Genomic DNA, 15,783 nt, shown 5'->3' with positions numbered 1-15,783 from the left:
GGGTGGCCGCCCTGAGACAATGGCGGCGTGACAGAAGGTGCGTTGTTGGGTCTGTGGATCGCTATCGCGGTCGTCGCCGTGCTCGTTGTCGTCGCGATCACGGTGGGATTGGTGCGCTACCGGCGGCGGCGGATCAGCCTGTCCGAACGCGACGCCACGAAACCGATCGACCGCTCCGGCGGCTATACGGCTTCCTCCGGCATCACGTTCAGCCAGTCGGGCACCCCGACGGTCGAGCGCATCGACACCAGTGGATTGCCGGCGGTCGGCGATGACGCGACCATTCCGCGGGACGCACCAAAACGCACCATCTCCGACGTCCAGCTGCCAGAACCACCCGTCGAACCGGTGGCGCCGGTCGCGCCGGAGAAACCTGCCGAACCGGTCGAGCCGGAAGCGGTCGTCGAACCGGAGGAGGCGCCCGACGCCGTCGCCGCCGCCGTCGAGGACATCGCACCCGCCGAAGGGCGGATGGACCGGCTGCGCGGCCGCCTCGCCAAGTCTCAGAACGCGTTGGGTCGCAGCATGCTCGGGCTGCTCGGCGGAGGCGATCTCGACGAGGACTCATGGGAGGCCGTCGAGGACACCCTGCTGATCGCCGACCTCGGTCCGGTGGTCACCGAATCGGTCGTCGGAGCCTTGCGTGAGCGGATGGCCAGCAAGAACGTGCGCAGTGAAGCCGATGCGCGGGCGGTGCTGCGTGAGGTGCTGATGTCGGAGCTGCGTCCCGAGCTGGACCGTTCGATCAAGGCACTGCCGCATGCTGACAAGCCGTCGGTGTTGCTCGTGGTCGGCGTGAACGGCACCGGCAAGACCACCACGGTCGGCAAGCTGGCACGCGTGTTGGTGGCCGATGGCCGCCGCGTCGTGCTCGGCGCGGCCGACACGTTTCGTGCTGCGGCCGCCGACCAGCTGCAGACCTGGGCCGCGCGTGTCGGTGCAGAGGTGGTGCGCGGGGCAGAAGGCGCCGACCCCGCGTCGGTGGCGTTCGACGCCGTCGACGAGGGCGTCAAGGCCGGGGCCGATGTGGTTGTGATCGACACCGCGGGCCGCCTGCACACCAAGACCGGTCTGATGGACGAACTCGGCAAGGTCAAGCGGGTGGTGGAGAAGCGTGCGGCGGTCGACGAGGTGCTGCTCGTGCTCGACGCCACGATCGGGCAGAACAGCCTGCCGCAGGCCAAGGTGTTCGCCGAGGTCGTCGATATCACCGGGGTGGTGCTGACCAAGCTCGACGGCACCGCCAAGGGCGGAATCGTGTTCCGGGTGCAGCAGGAGCTTGGTGTCCCGGTGAAGCTCGTCGGGCTCGGCGAAGGCCCCGACGATCTCGCGCCGTTCGAGCCGGCGGCATTCGTCGACGCCCTGCTGGGCTGACCAGAAAACCCAGGGAAAAGCGCGGTGTAACACCGGCGAAACGCAGCCTGCCTATCCGTTCACACGAGCGAAACGCAACGGCGCCGTGGCTGAAACATCCACTCAGCATTGTTCTGGACCAGGTCAATGGTCGTAAATCCTTGCGGCCGTGGCGTGGTGAAGGAGGAAACTGCGAGTGGAGCAATTCCCGATATTGGGTGCGCCGGACACCGGTGACACAGCATGGATGCTGGCCAGCGCCGCACTTGTGCTGTTGATGACGCCGGGTCTGGCCTTCTTCTACGGCGGCATGGTTCGTGCCAAGGGCGTGCTCAACATGATCATGATGAGCGTCAGCGCCATGGGTGTCGTGACGGTGCTGTGGGCGCTGTACGGCTACTCGGTCGCGTTCGGTGACAACACCGCCGGAGTGATCGGCAACCCGGCCCAGTTCTTCGGTCTCAAGGGCCTGATCGGGGCGAACGGTTCGGCCGATGCGCCCATCGCGCTGGCGGGGACGATCCCGGCCACCGTGTTCGTGGGTTTCCAGCTGATGTTCGCGATCATCACGGTGGCGCTGATCTCCGGTGCTGTCGCCGACCGCATCAAGTTCGGCGGCTGGTTGCTGTTCGTCGGGCTGTGGGCGACCTTTGTCTACTTCCCGGTTGCGCACTGGGTATTCGACTTCGACGTCAAGGGCTCCGACGGTGAGACCGTGATTCACCACGGGGGATGGATCGCAAACCAGCTCAAGGCAATTGACTTCGCCGGTGGCACCGCGGTGCACATCAACGCCGGAACCGCGGGCCTGGTGCTGGCCATCATCCTCGGCAAGCGGCTCGGATGGCCCGGCACGCCCATGCGCCCGCACAACCTCCCGTTCGTGATGCTGGGCGCCGGCCTGCTGTGGTTCGGCTGGTACGGCTTCAACGCCGGTTCTGCGGTATCGGCCAACGGAATTGCCGGTACGACCTTCGTCACCACCACCGTGGCGACGGCGACCGCGATGCTGGCCTGGCTCCTCACCGAGCGCCTCCGCGACGGCCACGCCACATCCCTGGGCGCGGCGTCGGGCATCGTTGCCGGATTGGTGGCGATCACGCCGTCCTGCTCGTCGGTGAACGTCGTCGGTGCGCTCGTGATCGGTGCTGTCGCAGGCGTGCTGTGCGCGCTGGCGGTGGGCCTGAAGTTCAAGTTCGGATTCGATGATTCGCTCGACGTCGTCGGTGTCCACCTGGTCGGCGGCATCGTCGGCACGTTGCTGGTCGGCCTGGTGGCCACCAAGGAAGCGCCTGCCGCGGTTGCCGGTCTGTTCTACGGTGGCGGGTTCGACCAGCTGTGGCGACAGGCCGTCGGGGCCGGTGCTGTTCTGCTCTATTCGGCGGTGGGTACCGCTATCTTGGCGTTGATTGTCAAATACACCGTGGGCCTGCGCCTGGACAAAGAAGAGGAAGCATCCGGTATCGATGAGGCCGAGCACGCCGAGAGTGCCTACGACTTCGTCGCTGTCGGAACCGGTTCTGTTCTTGGTCGTCACGGCGGGGAGGAATAAGGAAACATGAAGCTGATCACTGCGATCGTCAAGCCGTTCACGCTGGAAGACGTCAAGACAGGTCTGGAGCAAACCGGCATTCTCGGAATGACGGTCAGCGAGGTCCAGGGTTACGGCCGGCAGAAGGGGCATACCGAGGTCTACCGCGGTGCTGAGTACTCGGTCGATTTCGTGCCGAAGGTCCGGGTGGAGGTCGTCGTCGACGATTCCGCGGTCGACAAGGTCGTGGATGTCATCGTGCAGGCCGCACGTACCGGCAAGATCGGCGACGGGAAGGTCTGGGTCAGCCCGGTCGACACCGTGGTTCGGGTGCGTACCGGTGAGCGGGGAGCTGACGCGCTGTAGTCGGAGCGTCCATCGAGACGTCTTCTCCCCGGCCAGCAATCGCGTGAGCACTACCCGGTGATCGGCCGGGGAGGAGTCGAAATGACAGAGAACAACCAAGACACCGCCGGAGCTTCCTCTCAGGAGGCTCCGGCGGCGCCGTCACGGCCCGCCAACGATCTGGCCGCGGCCACCCAGCAGTTGCTCTCCGGCGGATCGCGCCAACTGGACGCGACCGCTCTGCGGGAAGCGTTGCTGGATCTGCACGAATTCTGGCTCGCCACAAAGGCTGCCGAGATCGGCATCACCGCCACCAGTGGGTTCTCGATCGTGGCCACCGGCGGCCTTGGCCGCGGCGAGATGTTGCCGTATTCCGACCTCGATCTGACGTTGCTGCATGACAACATGCCGGTCGAACTCGTCTCCGAGGTGGCTGAGAAGCTCTGGTACCCCTTGTGGGACGCCAACATTCGTATCGATCACAGTGTGCGCACCGTGCCCGAGGCGCTCAAGGTGGCCGGTGAAGACATCGCAGTGGGCCTGGCGATGCTCGACGCCCGCCACATCGCCGGTGACTCAGAACTGTCGGCGCTTCTGGTCGGTGGCGGGCGCCGGCAGTGGCGGATCGGAATCGCCTCGCGATTCGACGAACTCGTCGAGCATGCGCAGGCGCGGTGGGAGCGCAGCGGCCAGATCGCGCACCGCGCCGAGCCGGACCTGAAGTCGGGCCGTGGCGGTCTGCGAGATGTCCAGCTGCTCAATGCGCTCGCCATAGCGCAGCTGGCCGACGTCTATCCCAGCCGGGCGCTGGCCTCGCCGACCGGAACCCTCGGCGATGCCCACCTGGCCCTGCTGAACGTACGTACCGAGCTGCACCGGGTCTCCGGTCGGGGCCGGGAACTGTTGCTGGCTCAGCATGCCGACGAGATCGGCGCGGCGCTGCGGATCGGCGACCGATTCGATCTGGCCCGCACCCTCTCCGATGCCGCGCGCACCGTGAGCTACTACGTCGACTCGGGGATCCGCACCGCCGCCAACGCCCTGCCGCGGCGTGGCTTCGCCGCCCTGCGCCGGCCCGTGCGCCGCCCGCTCGACGAAGGGGTGATCGAGTACGCCGGAGAGGTGATCCTGGCCCGCGACGCCCGGCCGGAACGTGATCCGGGCCTGATCCTGCGGGTCGCGGCCGCCTCGGCCAGTACCGGGCTGCCGATGGCGGTGTCCACGCTGAGCCGATTGGCCGAAACCGCACCGGAACTGCGGACGCCCTGGCCGCGTCAGGCGCTCAAGGATCTGCTGGTACTGCTCGCGTCCGGCCCCGCGGCGGTCGCCACCATCGAGGCCCTGGACCGTACCGGCCTGTGGGGACGGCTGTTCCCGGAGTGGGGCGCAGTGCGAGACCTGCCCCCGCGCGACGTCGTGCACACCTGGACCGTTGATCGCCATCTCGTCGAAACCGTCTCGCGGGCAGGGGCTTTCACGACCCGGGTATCACGTCCGGACCTGTTGCTGCTGGGCGCACTGTGCCACGACATCGGCAAGGGCCGCGGCGGCGACCACAGTGTGATCGGTGCCGAACTGGCCACACAGATCGGCACCCGGCTGGGCCTGTGGCCGTCGGATATCGAGGTGCTGTCGAAGATCGTGCGGTACCACCTACTGCTGCCGGACACCGCGACGCGGCGAGATCTGCAGGACCCCAAGACCATTGACGCTGTGGCCGATGCGCTGGGCGGCGACATGGTGCTGCTGGAACTGCTGCACGTGCTGGCCGAGGCTGATTCGCTGGCCACCGGGCCGGGCGTGTGGGGGGACTGGAAGGCGTCGCTGATCGGTGACCTGGTCCGGCGATGCCGGCTGGTGATGGCCGGTGAACCGCTGCCGCAGCCCGATCCCATCGAGCCGCGGTTCGTGGCGCTGGCCGCCGAGGCCGGCGTCCATGTCGAGCTCACCGAGGGCGACGGCCCGCACATCTACAACGTGACGATGATCGCCGCCGACCGGCGCGGCCTGCTGTCGAAGGCGGCCGGGGTGCTGGCGCTGAACTCGCTGCGGGTCCACTCGGCATCGGTCAACAGTCACGAGGGATCGGCGATCAACACCTTCGTGGTGTCGCCGCATTTCGGTGCACCACCGGCCGCCGAGCTGCTGCGTCAGCAGTTCATCCTGGCGCTCGACGGCGAACTGGACGTGATCGGTGCGTTGGAACGGCGCGACCAGGAGGCGGCCCTGCAGCCCACGACCCGCGCCGGTGAGATCCTGGCGTCGGTGCCGGCCAACCACGTGCCGGCCCCGCCGCGCATCCTGTGGTCGGCCGGGGCGGCGCCCGGGGACCTGATCGTCCAGATCCGCACAATCGACCGGGCCGGCCTGTTGGCCCGGTTGACCGCGGTGTTCGAGCGGGACGGGGTGGACGTCGCCTGGGCCAAGGTGACCACGCTGGGCTCATCGGTGGTGGATGTCTTCTGCATCACCGCACCGGCACTGGCCGCCGACGAGGCCGGCCGGGCCGCGATACGCGCGGAGTTGGAGCGCGACATGCTCAAGATCCTGCCCGCACCGCCGGCCAAGCCGACGAAACCGGCTGAGCACGCGAGCTGACCTCCGAGCGGGGCCCCGGCCGGTGGGCTCACCACCGCACTCGGGCCCGGCCGCTAGGCTTACCACGTGTTTGAGAGCCTGTCTGACCGGTTGACCGGCGCCCTGCAGGGCCTACGCGGCAAGGGGCGGTTGACCGACGCCGATATCGACGCCACGGCGCGCGAGATCCGGTTGGCCTTGTTGGAGGCCGACGTCTCGCTGCCCGTGGTGCGTGCCTTCGTCTCGCGCATCAAGGATCGCGCCAAGGGCGCCGAGGTCTCGGCCGCGCTGAACCCCGCGCAGCAGGTGGTCAAGATCGTCAATGAGGAGCTGATCGGCATCCTCGGCGGCGAGACCCGTCAGCTGGCGTTCGCCAAGAACCCGCCGACGGTCATCATGCTGGCCGGTCTGCAGGGTGCCGGTAAGACGACGCTGGCGGGCAAGCTGGCGAAATGGCTCAAGGGACTGGGGCATACCCCGTTGCTGGTGGCCTGTGACCTGCAGCGGCCCGGTGCCGTCAACCAGCTGCAGATCGTCGCAGAGCGCGCCGGTGTGGCTTCCTTCGCCCCGCACCCGGGTACCTCACCCGACGGCCTGGAGATCGGTGGCCACGGTGATCCGGTCGCGGTTGCGACTGCCGGTATGGCCGAGGCCCGGGCCAAGCACTTCGACGTGGTCATCGTCGACACCGCCGGCCGCCTGGGCATCGACGAGGAGCTGATGGGGCAGGCCGCGGCCATCCGCGACGCCGTGAAGCCCGACGAGACCCTCTTCGTCCTCGACGCGATGATCGGTCAGGACGCCGTCGCCACCGCCGAGGCGTTCCGTGAGGGCGTCGGCTTCACCGGCGTCGTGCTGACCAAGCTCGACGGCGACGCCCGCGGTGGTGCCGCACTGTCGGTCCGCGAGATCACCGGCGTGCCGATCCTGTTCGCTTCCGCGGGGGAGAAGCTCGAAGACTTCGATGTCTTCCACCCCGACCGCATGGCCAGCCGCATCCTGGGGATGGGCGATGTGCTCACCCTCATCGAGCAGGCCGAGCAGGTCTTCGACCAGCAGAAGGCCGAGGAGGCCGCCGCCAAGATCGGCTCCGGCGAGCTGACGCTGGAAGACTTCCTCGAGCAGATGCTGGCGATCCGCAAGATGGGCCCGATCGGCAACCTGCTGGGCATGCTGCCCGGGGCCGGCCAGATGAAGGACGCGCTGGCCGCCGTCGACGACAAGCAGCTGGACCGGGTGCAGGCCATCATCCGTGGCATGACACCGGCCGAGCGGGCCGATCCCAAGATCATCAATGCCTCGCGCCGGCTGCGTATCGCCAATGGCTCCGGTGTCGAGGTTTCCGAGGTCAACCAGCTCGTGGACCGGTTCTTCGACGCCCGCAAGATGATGTCGTCGATGGCCGGTCAGATGGGCATGCCGTTCGGGCGCAAGAATTCCCCGCGCAAGGCGGCCAAGGGCAAGAACAAGCAGGCCGGCAAGAAGAAGGGCCGGGGTCCGACCCCGCCGAAGAACCCGTTCGGAGCCGGTATGCCGGCCGGGTTCCCGGATCTGTCCAACATGCCCAAGGGCCTGGACGAATTACCGCCCGGTCTGGCCGATTTCGACCTGTCGAAGCTGAAGTTCCCGGGCCAGAAGTAGATTCGGTGAGCGCGCTCCACGTCCGGGGACGCGGTCTGCCTGACGGCGAGCCTGTCGAATGGTGGATCGACCGGGGCGTGCTGAGCGCGGAACCGATGGCGAACGCCGACACCGTCTTCGACGGCGGCTGGATCATTCCGGGCCTGGTCGACGCGCACTGCCACGTGGGCCTGGGCCCCGGCGGTGCCGTCGACCTCGACGAGGCGGTGACCCAGGCCGAAACCGAACGGGATGCCGGCGCGCTGCTGCTGCGGGACGCCGGGTCGCCGGTGGACACCCGCGGTTTCGACGATCGCGAGGACCTACCGCGCATCATCCGGGCCGGCCGGCATCTGGCCCGCCCCAAGCGTTATTCGCCGGGGCTGCCGATCGACATCGAGGACGAGTCGCAGCTGCCCGCCGCGGTGGCCGAGCAGGCTCGCTGGGGCGACGGCTGGGTGAAGCTGGTCGGCGACTGGATCGACCGTGGTGTCGGGGACCTGGCACCGTTGTGGTCCGACGAGATCCTCAAGTCCGCCGTCGACGCCGCCCACGCCGAGGGGGCGCGGGTCACCGCGCACGTGTTCGGCGAGGACGCCCTGCCCGGTCTGATCAACGCCGGTATCGACTGCATCGAGCACGGCACCGGAATCACCGACGACATCGTCGATCTGATGCTGGAGCACGGCACGGCGTTGGTGCCCACGCTGATCAACATCGACAATTTCCCCGGCATCGCCGATGCGGCAGCTAAATACCCCGTGTATGCCAAGCACATGCGCGACCTCTACGGGTCGTGCCGTAGCCGGGTGGGCGCAGCCTACGAGGCGGGGGTGCCGATTTTCGCGGGCACCGATGCCGGCGGGATGATCGCACACGGCCGCATCGCCGATGAGATCGAGGCGCTCAAAGGGATCGGGATGAGTCCCACGGCCGCATTGGGGGCGGCCAGCTGGGATGCTCGGGCGTGGTTGGGGCGGCCCGCGCTCGAGCACGGGGCGTCCGCGGACCTGGTCTGCTACACCGACGATCCGCGTCACGGCGGGGTCAGCCGGCCGGATCTGGTGATCCTGCGCGGCCGCGCCTTCTGACTCTGACCTGTGATTCGTGCACCTGCCGTAACGCCCACCGTCACCGCAGGTGCACAAGTCGCTCGTCTAGTAGACGTCGCGCAGGTAGCGGTGGGTCTTGATCAGGTCGTTGACGTAGGCGTGTGCGGCCTCGGCGTCCATACCGCCGCTCTCGGCGACGATCTCGTGCAGTGCGGCGTCGACGTCCTTGGCCATCCGGTCGGCGTCACCGCAGACATAGAGGTATGCGCCGTCCTGTAGCCACGCGAACAACTCGGCAGCGTGCTCCCGCATACGTTGCTGGACATACACTTTCGCATCCTGGTCGCGGGAGAACGCCAGGTCGAGCCGGGTCAATGTGCCGGACTCGACGAATCCCGTGAGCTCCTCGCCGTAGAGGAAGTCGGTGGTCCGTCGCCGGTCCCCGAAGAACAACCAGGACCGTCCTGATGCGGCGGCGGCCTGCCGCTCCTGCAGGAACGCCCGGAACGGCGCGATACCGGTGCCCGGTCCGATCATGATGATCGGCACATCGCCGGCCGGCAGCCGGAAATGATGGTTGGGCCGCAAGTGGATCCGGACCGACTGGGTGCGCTCGGCCAGATAGGTCGAGGCCACGCCACCGTGCTGTCGGTCGCCGGCGGGGTAGCGCACGGTGGCCACGGTCAGGTGCACGCGATCGGGGTGCACCAGGGGGCTCGAAGCGATCGAGTAGTCGCGAAACTGCAACGGGCGCAACGTGTCGATGACCTCGTCGACCGTGAGGTCGGCGCGCCGGATGAGGTCGAGGACATCCTCGCCATAGGCGGCGGTGCCTGCCAGCTCCTGCAGTGCGCGCGACGGGGTGCGGATCTCGAGCTGCTCGGTGAGCAAGACGCCCAGCGTCTCGTCCGCGTCGGCCACGCGATACTCGGGCCCGACCTTGAGTTCGGCCAGGATCGCCGCGACCAGGTCGGGATCGTTGGCCGGGTGGACGGCGAGTGAATCTCCGGCCTGATACGCGATCCCGGAACCGGTGAGGTCGAGCTCGTAGTGACGGACCTCCTTGTCGGATTCCGTCGAGGTGAGCAGTCGATTGACCTTCAGCGGCGTCGTGAAGGTGCGGTTGCGTTCCTGGCTTCGGGGTGTGGGCTCGGGATTGTCGGCGACGGCGACGGGCGGCGCGGCGGGACCGGCCTGAGCGGCGGTGAGTTGCTTGACGAGATCGGTGGTCCAGGCGGCGGCCGGTTCTTCGTAGTACCCGTCGACGTCGACTCGGTCGGCCAGGCGGGTCGCGCCGAGCTCTTCGAGGCGAGCATCGAGGAGTTTTCCTGCGTTGCAGAACAATTCGTAAGAGGTGTCGCCGAGCGCGAGCACCGCGAAGCTCATGTGCTCGAGCCGCTCGGTCGAGGCGCTGATGGCCTCCCAGAACAACGTGGCGGTGTCGGGAAACTCGCCGTCGCCGAAGGTGGACGTGACCACGATGAAATGCGTTGTGGTGCTGAGGTGGTCGAGTTCGACCTGGTTGAGCTCCACGGCCTCGGCGGGAATCCCGGCAGCGGTGGCGGCTTCGGCGAACGACATGGCGGCGTCTTCGGCGTTGCCCATGTCGGTTCCATAGGCGACCACCAACGAGAACTCACGGTCGGACACATCGGCTCCCCTCATCGCGCGCGGGCGAGCCACGCGAATTTAGGGTTACCTTAGTTTCTTGTGAGTCCCGGTGGGGCTTTACCTTTTACCGTCCGAAGCCGACGGTCAGTGTGAGAAACCGTAGTCGAACAGTTCGATCGCCTGACCGTAGAGGTCACCGGTCCCGTACATCTGGACGACGACCAGGCGCCGGTTACCGCGTTGGGCGGCACCCACATACGTCTTTCGGGCCAGATCGGTGTATCCGGTCTTGCCGGCGATGTCACCGGGATAGCGCTGGAGAAGTTCGTTCTGGTTGGTCAGCGTCTTGCCCGGGAACTGTGCCGAGGGTTGGCGCATGATCTGGGCGATCAGCGGATACTTCAGCGCCGCTCGCAGGATCACCGCGAGGTCGTGCGGTGTGGTGACGGTTTCCCAGCCGGGGCCGTCGAGACCCGAAGGCGACGAGGCGCGGGTGTTGCGCGCGCCGACGCTGGCCGCCTTGCGGGTCATCGCCGCCACGGTGGCGGGCTGGCCTCCGAGCATGTCGGCGAGCATGTTCGCCGCATCGTTGCCGGACACCATCAGCAGCGCTTCGAGCAGTTGCCGGGTGGTGTACGGCTGTCCGGGGGTGAGGCCGACGCACGAGCATTCGACCTTGGTGTGGGACTGGTTGGCCCGGGCGAAGTTGTCGGGCCGAAGGTGGTCCAGCACGACCATCGCCAACAGCGGCTTGATGGTGCTGGCCGGGGCGTAGGAGCCGTTGGCATCCTTGGCGGCGATCACCTGGCCGGTGTCCATGTCGGCGACCAGCCAGGCCTTGGCGGGACCGTCGGGAATCTGGGCGCCTGCCGGCTGCACCCCTGGCGCTGCGGCGACCGGTGGAGCCCCGAGGGCCGCGGCTGCCATCACCGTGCCGAGGCCGAGCGCGAGCGTCACGAACAGTCTTCGCACGCCCGACGACGCTACCCAGCTTTGGACTCGCTGCGCGCACGGTCAGGTTTCCTTCAGATATCGGACCTCACCGCAGGATTCAGAGCGAGCCGATGCTGGCCGAACGGTCCTGGGCGAAACCCCAGTCCAACAGGGTGGCCGCCTGGTCCCAGTAGGTCGGCCCACCTTCCTTGATCAGCCCGTACATCATGGTGACCACCAACCGGCGGCCGTCCCGTTGTGCGGCCCCGACGAACGTCTTGCGGGCGATGTCGGTGAAGCCGGTCTTGCCGCCGATGGCACCGGGGTAGCGATGCAACAGCTCGTCCTGGTTGACCAGGACCCGATCGCCGGTCTTGCTGGGGAAGGTCGTCGAGGGCATCGCGGTGATCTGTGCGAACACCGGATTGGTCATCGCGCCGCGGAAGATCGTCGCCAGGTCGTGAGGTGTCGACCAGAACGGCATACCCGGCCCGTCGAGTCCCGACGGTGTCGCGACATTGGTGTTGTGCGCGCCGAGCGCTGCGGCCTTGGCGTTCATCTTGGCGACGGCGGCCCCCGGGCCACCGAGCATGCGGGCCAGGGTGTTGGCGGCATCGTTGCCCGACGCCAGCAGTGCCGCCTCCAGCAGTTGGCGCGCCGTATAGGTCTGGCCGGGAGCGACACCGGCGCAGTTGCACTCGACCCGGGTGTCGGCTTCCTCGGCCACGATGGTGGAGTCCAGCGGCACCTCGTCGAGCACCACCTGGGCCAGCAGGGTCTTGATGGTGCTCGCCGGCGCGTAGCGGGTGTTCTCGTTGCGGGCGGCCAGCACCTGACCGGTGTCGAGGTCGGCGACCACCCAGCCCTGCGCGGGACCGTCGGGGATCGGGGCCGCGCCCACCTGCTGCACCTCGATATCCGCTCGCGCGGGCGTGGCGCCGGTCAGAGTCGAGAGCGGGATCAGTGTGGCCATCACCACCACCGCGAAGCTGACGAACCTCCCCATGGCGCGCCAGCCTAATCGTGTTGAATCGAGACATGTTGAGCCTGGCCGAGATTTCGGACCGTCTGGAGATCCAGCAGTTGTTGATCGACTACTCCACTGCGATCGATCGTCGATTGTTCGACGACCTCGACGCGGTGTTCACGCCCGATGCCTACATCGACTACCGGGCAATGGGCGGCATCGACGGCCAGTACCCGGAGGTCAAGGCCTGGCTGGCCGAAGTGCTGCCGAACTTCCCGGCCTACGCCCACATGCTCGGCAATTTCGACGTCCGGATCGAGGGGGACAGAGCATCCTCCCGCACCATCTGCTTCAACCCGATGGTGCTGCCCGGGCTGGAGCAGCAGGTGCTGTTCTGCGGGCTCTGGTACGAGGACGAGTTCGTCCGCACCGACGACGGGTGGCGGATGAGCCGCCGCGTCGAGACCAAGTGCTTCGACAAGGTCGTCTGACTCTCGCGATTTTGGCCGGTACTGCCTGCTCTGGCACAATTGTCGGCTGTCTGCCGTGCGACTCGTTCAATGCGCTGCGCGGCGGTCACACACGTAAGGCAAAACCGGATCGGGCAATTCCGCCCGCATCGCCGAATTGCAGCGTGACACTCAAGGAGAAGTGCTTAACCATGGCTGTCAAGATCAAGCTCACCCGGCTTGGCAAGATCCGCAACCCCCAGTACCGCATCGCTGTCGCCGACGCGCGGACCCGCCGCGAAGGCCGCGCCATCGAGGTCATCGGCCGCTACCACCCCAAGGAAGAGCCGAGCCTGATCGAGATCGATTCGGAGCGCGCGCAGTACTGGCTGGGTGTTGGCGCCCAGCCCACCGAGCCGGTGCTGGCCCTGCTGAAGATCACCGGTGACTGGCAGAAGTTCAAGGGCCTGCCGGGCGCCGAGGGCACGCTGAAGGTCAAGGAGCCCAAGCCGTCCAAGCTGGAGCTGTTCAACGCCGCGCTGGCCGAGGCCGAGAGCGGCACCGGTGCCGCGGCCGTCACGCCCAAGAAGAAGAAGGCTCCGAAGAAGGACGAGGCTGCCGAGGCCGGCACCGAGGCTGAGGCGCCGGCGGCCGAGGCCGCTGCCGACGACGCCGCAAGCGAGAGCTGAGCAGCGCAGTGAGTTCTGTCGTGGTCGACGCCGTCGAGCACCTGGTCCGCGGCATCGTGGACAATCCCGACGACGTACGCGTCGACATGGTCACCAGCCGCCGTGGGCGGACCGTCGAGGTGCACGTGCACCCCGATGACCTGGGCAAGGTCATCGGCCGCGGCGGCCGCACGGCCACCGCGCTGCGGACCCTGGTCGCGGGCATCGGTGGGCGCGGTATCCGCGTCGACGTGGTGGACACCGACCAGTAGCGTCGGATCCATGGACCTGGTTGTCGGGCGGGTTGTCAAAGCTCACGGCATTTCCGGTGAGGTTGTCGTCGAGGTCCGTACCGACGACCCCGCCGCCCGGTTCACCCCCGGCGTGGCCCTTCGGGGCCGCGCCAAGGGGGGTGCCGAGCGCACTTTCTCGGTCGAGTCCGTCCGTGATCATGCCGGTCGGCTGCTGATTCGCCTGGCCGGCGTCACGGACCGCAACGCCGCCGATGAGCTGCGTGGCACGGTGTTCATCGTCGACACCGCCGATCTGCCCGCGATCGATGATCCCGACGAGTTCTACGACCACGAACTCGAAGGTCTTCGGGTCGTCACGGTCGACGGCACCGCGGTGGGCGTGGTCCGCGAGGTTCTGCACACCGCAGCCGGTGAACTGCTGTCGGTCAAAGCCGACGCGGACAGCCGCGAAGTGCTGATCCCGTTCGTCAGCGCCATCGTCACCTCGGTGTCCCGGGACACCGGAACCGTCGTCATCGATCCTCCGGACGGTCTGCTGAACCTGGACCAGGTCTGACGGGCGACGCAGTGCGCATTGACGTCATCACGATCTTCCCGGCCTACCTCGATCCGATCCGGCAGTCGTTGCCGGGCAAGGCGATCGAGGCCGGAATCCTCTCCGTTTCCGTGCATGATCTGCGGAACTGGACCCACGATGTGCACCGTTCGGTGGATGATTCACCGTACGGCGGGGGCCCGGGGATGGTCATGAAAGCGCCGGTGTGGGGTGAGGCGCTCGATGAGATCTGTTCCGAGGAAACACTTCTGGTGGTGCCGACCCCTGCCGGACGGCCGTTCACCCAAGCGGTGGCCGAGCGCTGGAGTGCCGAGTCTCATCTGGTGTTCGCCTGCGGGCGGTATGAGGGGATCGATCAGCGGGTGGCCGACGACGCGGCTCGCCGGATGCGGGTCGAAGAGGTTTCCATCGGCGATTACGTCCTCAACGGCGGTGAGTCGGCGGCCCTGGTCATGATCGAGGCGGTGGTCCGGTTGATGCCCGAGGTCCTGGGCAATCCCGCATCGCATCAACAGGATTCGCATTCCGACGGCCTGCTCGAGGGGCCGAGCTACACCCGTCCGCAGAGCTGGCGTGGGCTCGAAGTGCCCGATGTGCTGCTGTCGGGGGATCACGCCAAGGTCGCGGCGTGGCGCCATGAGCAATCGCTGCAACGCACCCGTGAGCGCCGACCGGACCTGCTCGACGAATCCTAGATCCGACCGCCGGGGAACATCGTCTTGACGGCGTCGGTGATGGTGTCGCGCGCGGTGGCGGCGTTGGTGGGCTGCAGTGAGCCGATCACCATGATGAAGCGACGGTCGGGGCCGATCACGCCGGTCGACAGGTGCATCCAATCCGAGCCGATGCAGCACATCCAACCCTGCTTGACCGCGACCGGTTCTGAATAGAGGCCCTCGGGGATGCCGAACCGCTGGGGGTAGATGCCGCCCGGCTGGGTGCCGTCGATGGCATTCGGGGTGGACTGGGCGAGGTTGGACAGGATGACGTTGGCCTGTTCGGCGGGGAGACCGCCGCTGCCGTTCATCAACATGTCGTAGTAGCGCACCAGGTCGGCGGCGGTGCTGATGGTGTTCCACCACCTACCGTCGTTCGGCGGCCGGGTCGAGCCCAGGCCGTAGCGGGCAGCCACCCGGTTGACGATGGCGCTGCCACCGCTGCGGTTCCAGAAGACCTCGGCGGCACTGTCGTCCGAGGACCGCAGCATCACGTCGAGGTTCTTGCGGTCCTCGGGGCTGAGGACCGTCTGCTTCTTGGCTTCCTGCAGGAGCAGATCGTCGGCGATGAACAACTTGACCACCGATGCGATGGCGATGGTGGTCCCGTTTCCGTTGGACACCAGCTGCCCGGTGTTGCGGTCGAGGACCAGCACGGTGATCTCGGCGCCGGCATCGGCGGCGTCCTCGGTGGCCTGCTGGGCGCGGCCTTCGAGGCCGGTGAAGCTGGCTGCGGGTTCACCGGGAGATGCCTCGGGCAGCGGAGCCATGCTGCCCTGGGGGACGACGACGGTCAGCTGAGGTGCGTCGGGGGCGACCGGGGGAGTGCCATAGACCCGGGCTTCGCAGCCGACGGTGATGACGGCCATCGCGACCACTGCTGTCATGCTGGCCGCGCTCGCCATCGTCAGCTTCGACGGCCGCCGTCGCATGGTCCTCCTTGAACCGTCCATAAAATCCGATGGGCTCTGCAGGACCGGCACATCGGTGGGTGAAGCCTAACTGTTTGCCTTGGGGAGCGCGTGCTTAGTTGTGCTCGAAGTATGCTGCCGGAGTCGTTGCAGATGGGTGCGCAGACTCGCCGGATTTCACGGTATGGGGACCCATCTGGCACAATTGAGCAGTTGTCTGCGCACGACTGGGCCGGCTTG

15 protein-coding genes are annotated in these 15,783 nt (G+C 67.4%); 11 read left to right on the top strand and 4 right to left on the bottom strand.

Going from position 1 to position 15,783, the window contains the following annotated elements:
- Positions 1-27: 27 nt before the first annotated feature.
- From ftsY to BN2156_RS09905, 6 genes are all read left to right on the top strand, one after another.
- Entirely contained in the window at positions 28-1,374 is a 1,347-nt protein-coding gene (gene ftsY, locus BN2156_RS09930; protein ID WP_162490762.1) for a signal recognition particle-docking protein FtsY, read from the top strand.
- 226 nt (positions 1,375-1,600) lie between these two features.
- Positions 1,601-2,905 (top strand): ammonium transporter, encoded by a 1,305-nt coding sequence (locus BN2156_RS09925; RefSeq protein ID WP_162490846.1) that lies wholly within the window; start codon positions 1,601-1,603, stop codon positions 2,903-2,905.
- A gap of 6 nt (positions 2,906-2,911) precedes the next feature.
- Positions 2,912-3,250 (top strand): P-II family nitrogen regulator, encoded by a 339-nt coding sequence (locus BN2156_RS09920; protein WP_003881099.1) that lies wholly within the window; start codon positions 2,912-2,914, stop codon positions 3,248-3,250.
- A gap of 81 nt (positions 3,251-3,331) precedes the next feature.
- A complete protein-coding gene (locus tag BN2156_RS09915) occupies positions 3,332-5,827 on the top strand; it encodes a [protein-PII] uridylyltransferase (protein ID WP_090512944.1) in 2,496 nt (831 codons plus the stop codon).
- A 66-nt stretch (positions 5,828-5,893) separates the two neighbouring features.
- Positions 5,894-7,447, top strand: a complete 1,554-nt coding sequence (gene ffh, locus BN2156_RS09910; RefSeq protein ID WP_090512942.1) for a signal recognition particle protein — start codon at positions 5,894-5,896, stop codon at positions 7,445-7,447.
- Between the two features lie 5 nt (positions 7,448-7,452).
- On the top strand, positions 7,453-8,517 hold the full coding sequence (locus BN2156_RS09905) for an amidohydrolase family protein (protein WP_090512940.1): 1,065 nt from the start codon (positions 7,453-7,455) through the stop codon (positions 8,515-8,517).
- Between the two features lie 66 nt (positions 8,518-8,583).
- On the opposite strand, the gene BN2156_RS09900 is transcribed toward BN2156_RS09905, so the two are convergent.
- The 3 genes from BN2156_RS09900 to BN2156_RS09890 form a co-directional block, all read right to left on the bottom strand.
- Positions 8,584-10,143, bottom strand: a complete 1,560-nt coding sequence (locus tag BN2156_RS09900; RefSeq protein WP_090512937.1) for a diflavin oxidoreductase — start codon at positions 10,141-10,143, stop codon at positions 8,584-8,586.
- 90 nt (positions 10,144-10,233) lie between these two features.
- A complete protein-coding gene (locus tag BN2156_RS09895; RefSeq protein ID WP_090512934.1) occupies positions 10,234-11,061 on the bottom strand; it encodes a D-alanyl-D-alanine carboxypeptidase in 828 nt (275 codons plus the stop codon).
- Positions 11,062-11,140: 79 nt separating this feature from the next.
- The gene (locus BN2156_RS09890) at positions 11,141-12,028 is read right to left on the bottom strand and encodes a D-alanyl-D-alanine carboxypeptidase family protein (RefSeq protein WP_090512932.1); all 888 of its coding nucleotides are present in this window, start codon (positions 12,026-12,028) and stop codon (positions 11,141-11,143) included.
- A 32-nt stretch (positions 12,029-12,060) separates the two neighbouring features.
- Between BN2156_RS09890 and BN2156_RS09885 the strand changes: the two genes are divergently transcribed.
- The 5 genes from BN2156_RS09885 (at position 12,061) to trmD (ending at position 14,611) form a co-directional block, all read left to right on the top strand.
- Entirely contained in the window at positions 12,061-12,480 is a 420-nt protein-coding gene (locus BN2156_RS09885; RefSeq protein ID WP_090512930.1) for a nuclear transport factor 2 family protein, read from the top strand.
- Between the two features lie 170 nt (positions 12,481-12,650).
- Positions 12,651-13,127, top strand: coding sequence for a 30S ribosomal protein S16 (gene rpsP, locus BN2156_RS09880; protein ID WP_090512927.1), 477 nt, complete (start codon positions 12,651-12,653; stop codon positions 13,125-13,127).
- 8 nt (positions 13,128-13,135) lie between these two features.
- Complete coding sequence (locus BN2156_RS09875; RefSeq protein WP_003881089.1) at positions 13,136-13,378, top strand: RNA-binding protein; 243 nt, start codon at positions 13,136-13,138, stop codon at positions 13,376-13,378.
- Positions 13,379-13,388: 10 nt separating this feature from the next.
- Complete coding sequence (rimM, locus tag BN2156_RS09870; protein WP_090512925.1) at positions 13,389-13,916, top strand: ribosome maturation factor RimM; 528 nt, start codon at positions 13,389-13,391, stop codon at positions 13,914-13,916.
- A gap of 11 nt (positions 13,917-13,927) precedes the next feature.
- Positions 13,928-14,611 carry a tRNA (guanosine(37)-N1)-methyltransferase TrmD gene (trmD, locus tag BN2156_RS09865; protein WP_090512922.1) on the top strand — a complete coding sequence of 228 codons (684 nt, stop codon included), beginning with the start codon at positions 13,928-13,930 and terminating at the stop codon, positions 14,609-14,611.
- On the opposite strand, the gene BN2156_RS09860 is transcribed toward trmD, so the two are convergent.
- The gene (locus BN2156_RS09860) at positions 14,608-15,564 is read right to left on the bottom strand and encodes a serine hydrolase (RefSeq protein WP_090512919.1); all 957 of its coding nucleotides are present in this window, start codon (positions 15,562-15,564) and stop codon (positions 14,608-14,610) included. The genes trmD and BN2156_RS09860 overlap by 4 nt on opposite strands.
- Between the last annotated feature and the right edge of the window lie 219 nt (positions 15,565-15,783).

Origin of the sequence: Mycolicibacterium neworleansense, assembly GCF_001245615.1 — a bacterium.
Lineage (GTDB): Bacteria > Actinomycetota > Actinomycetes > Mycobacteriales > Mycobacteriaceae > Mycobacterium > Mycobacterium neworleansense.
The sequence above is the reverse complement of the archived record's forward strand: the minus strand, read 5'-3'. Positions and strand labels throughout refer to the sequence as shown.

What these genes read in the sequence shown, in the direction of transcription:
- BN2156_RS09885 (WP_090512930.1), top strand. Translation starts at nt 12,061, where the DNA reads ATGTTGAGCCTGGCCGAGATTTCGGACCGTCTGGAGATCCAGCAGTTG.
- BN2156_RS09915 (WP_090512944.1), top strand. Translation starts at nt 3,332, where the DNA reads ATGACAGAGAACAACCAAGACACCGCCGGAGCTTCCTCTCAGGAGGCT.
- BN2156_RS09860 (WP_090512919.1), bottom strand. Translation starts at nt 15,564, where the DNA reads ATGCGACGGCGGCCGTCGAAGCTGACGATGGCGAGCGCGGCCAGCATG.
- BN2156_RS09920 (WP_003881099.1), top strand. Translation starts at nt 2,912, where the DNA reads ATGAAGCTGATCACTGCGATCGTCAAGCCGTTCACGCTGGAAGACGTC.
- BN2156_RS09890 (WP_090512932.1), bottom strand. Translation starts at nt 12,028, where the DNA reads ATGGGGAGGTTCGTCAGCTTCGCGGTGGTGGTGATGGCCACACTGATC.
- rpsP (WP_090512927.1), top strand. Translation starts at nt 12,651, where the DNA reads ATGGCTGTCAAGATCAAGCTCACCCGGCTTGGCAAGATCCGCAACCCC.
- BN2156_RS09900 (WP_090512937.1), bottom strand. Translation starts at nt 10,143, where the DNA reads ATGAGGGGAGCCGATGTGTCCGACCGTGAGTTCTCGTTGGTGGTCGCC.
- BN2156_RS09925 (WP_162490846.1), top strand. Translation starts at nt 1,601, where the DNA reads ATGCTGGCCAGCGCCGCACTTGTGCTGTTGATGACGCCGGGTCTGGCC.
- rimM (WP_090512925.1), top strand. Translation starts at nt 13,389, where the DNA reads ATGGACCTGGTTGTCGGGCGGGTTGTCAAAGCTCACGGCATTTCCGGT.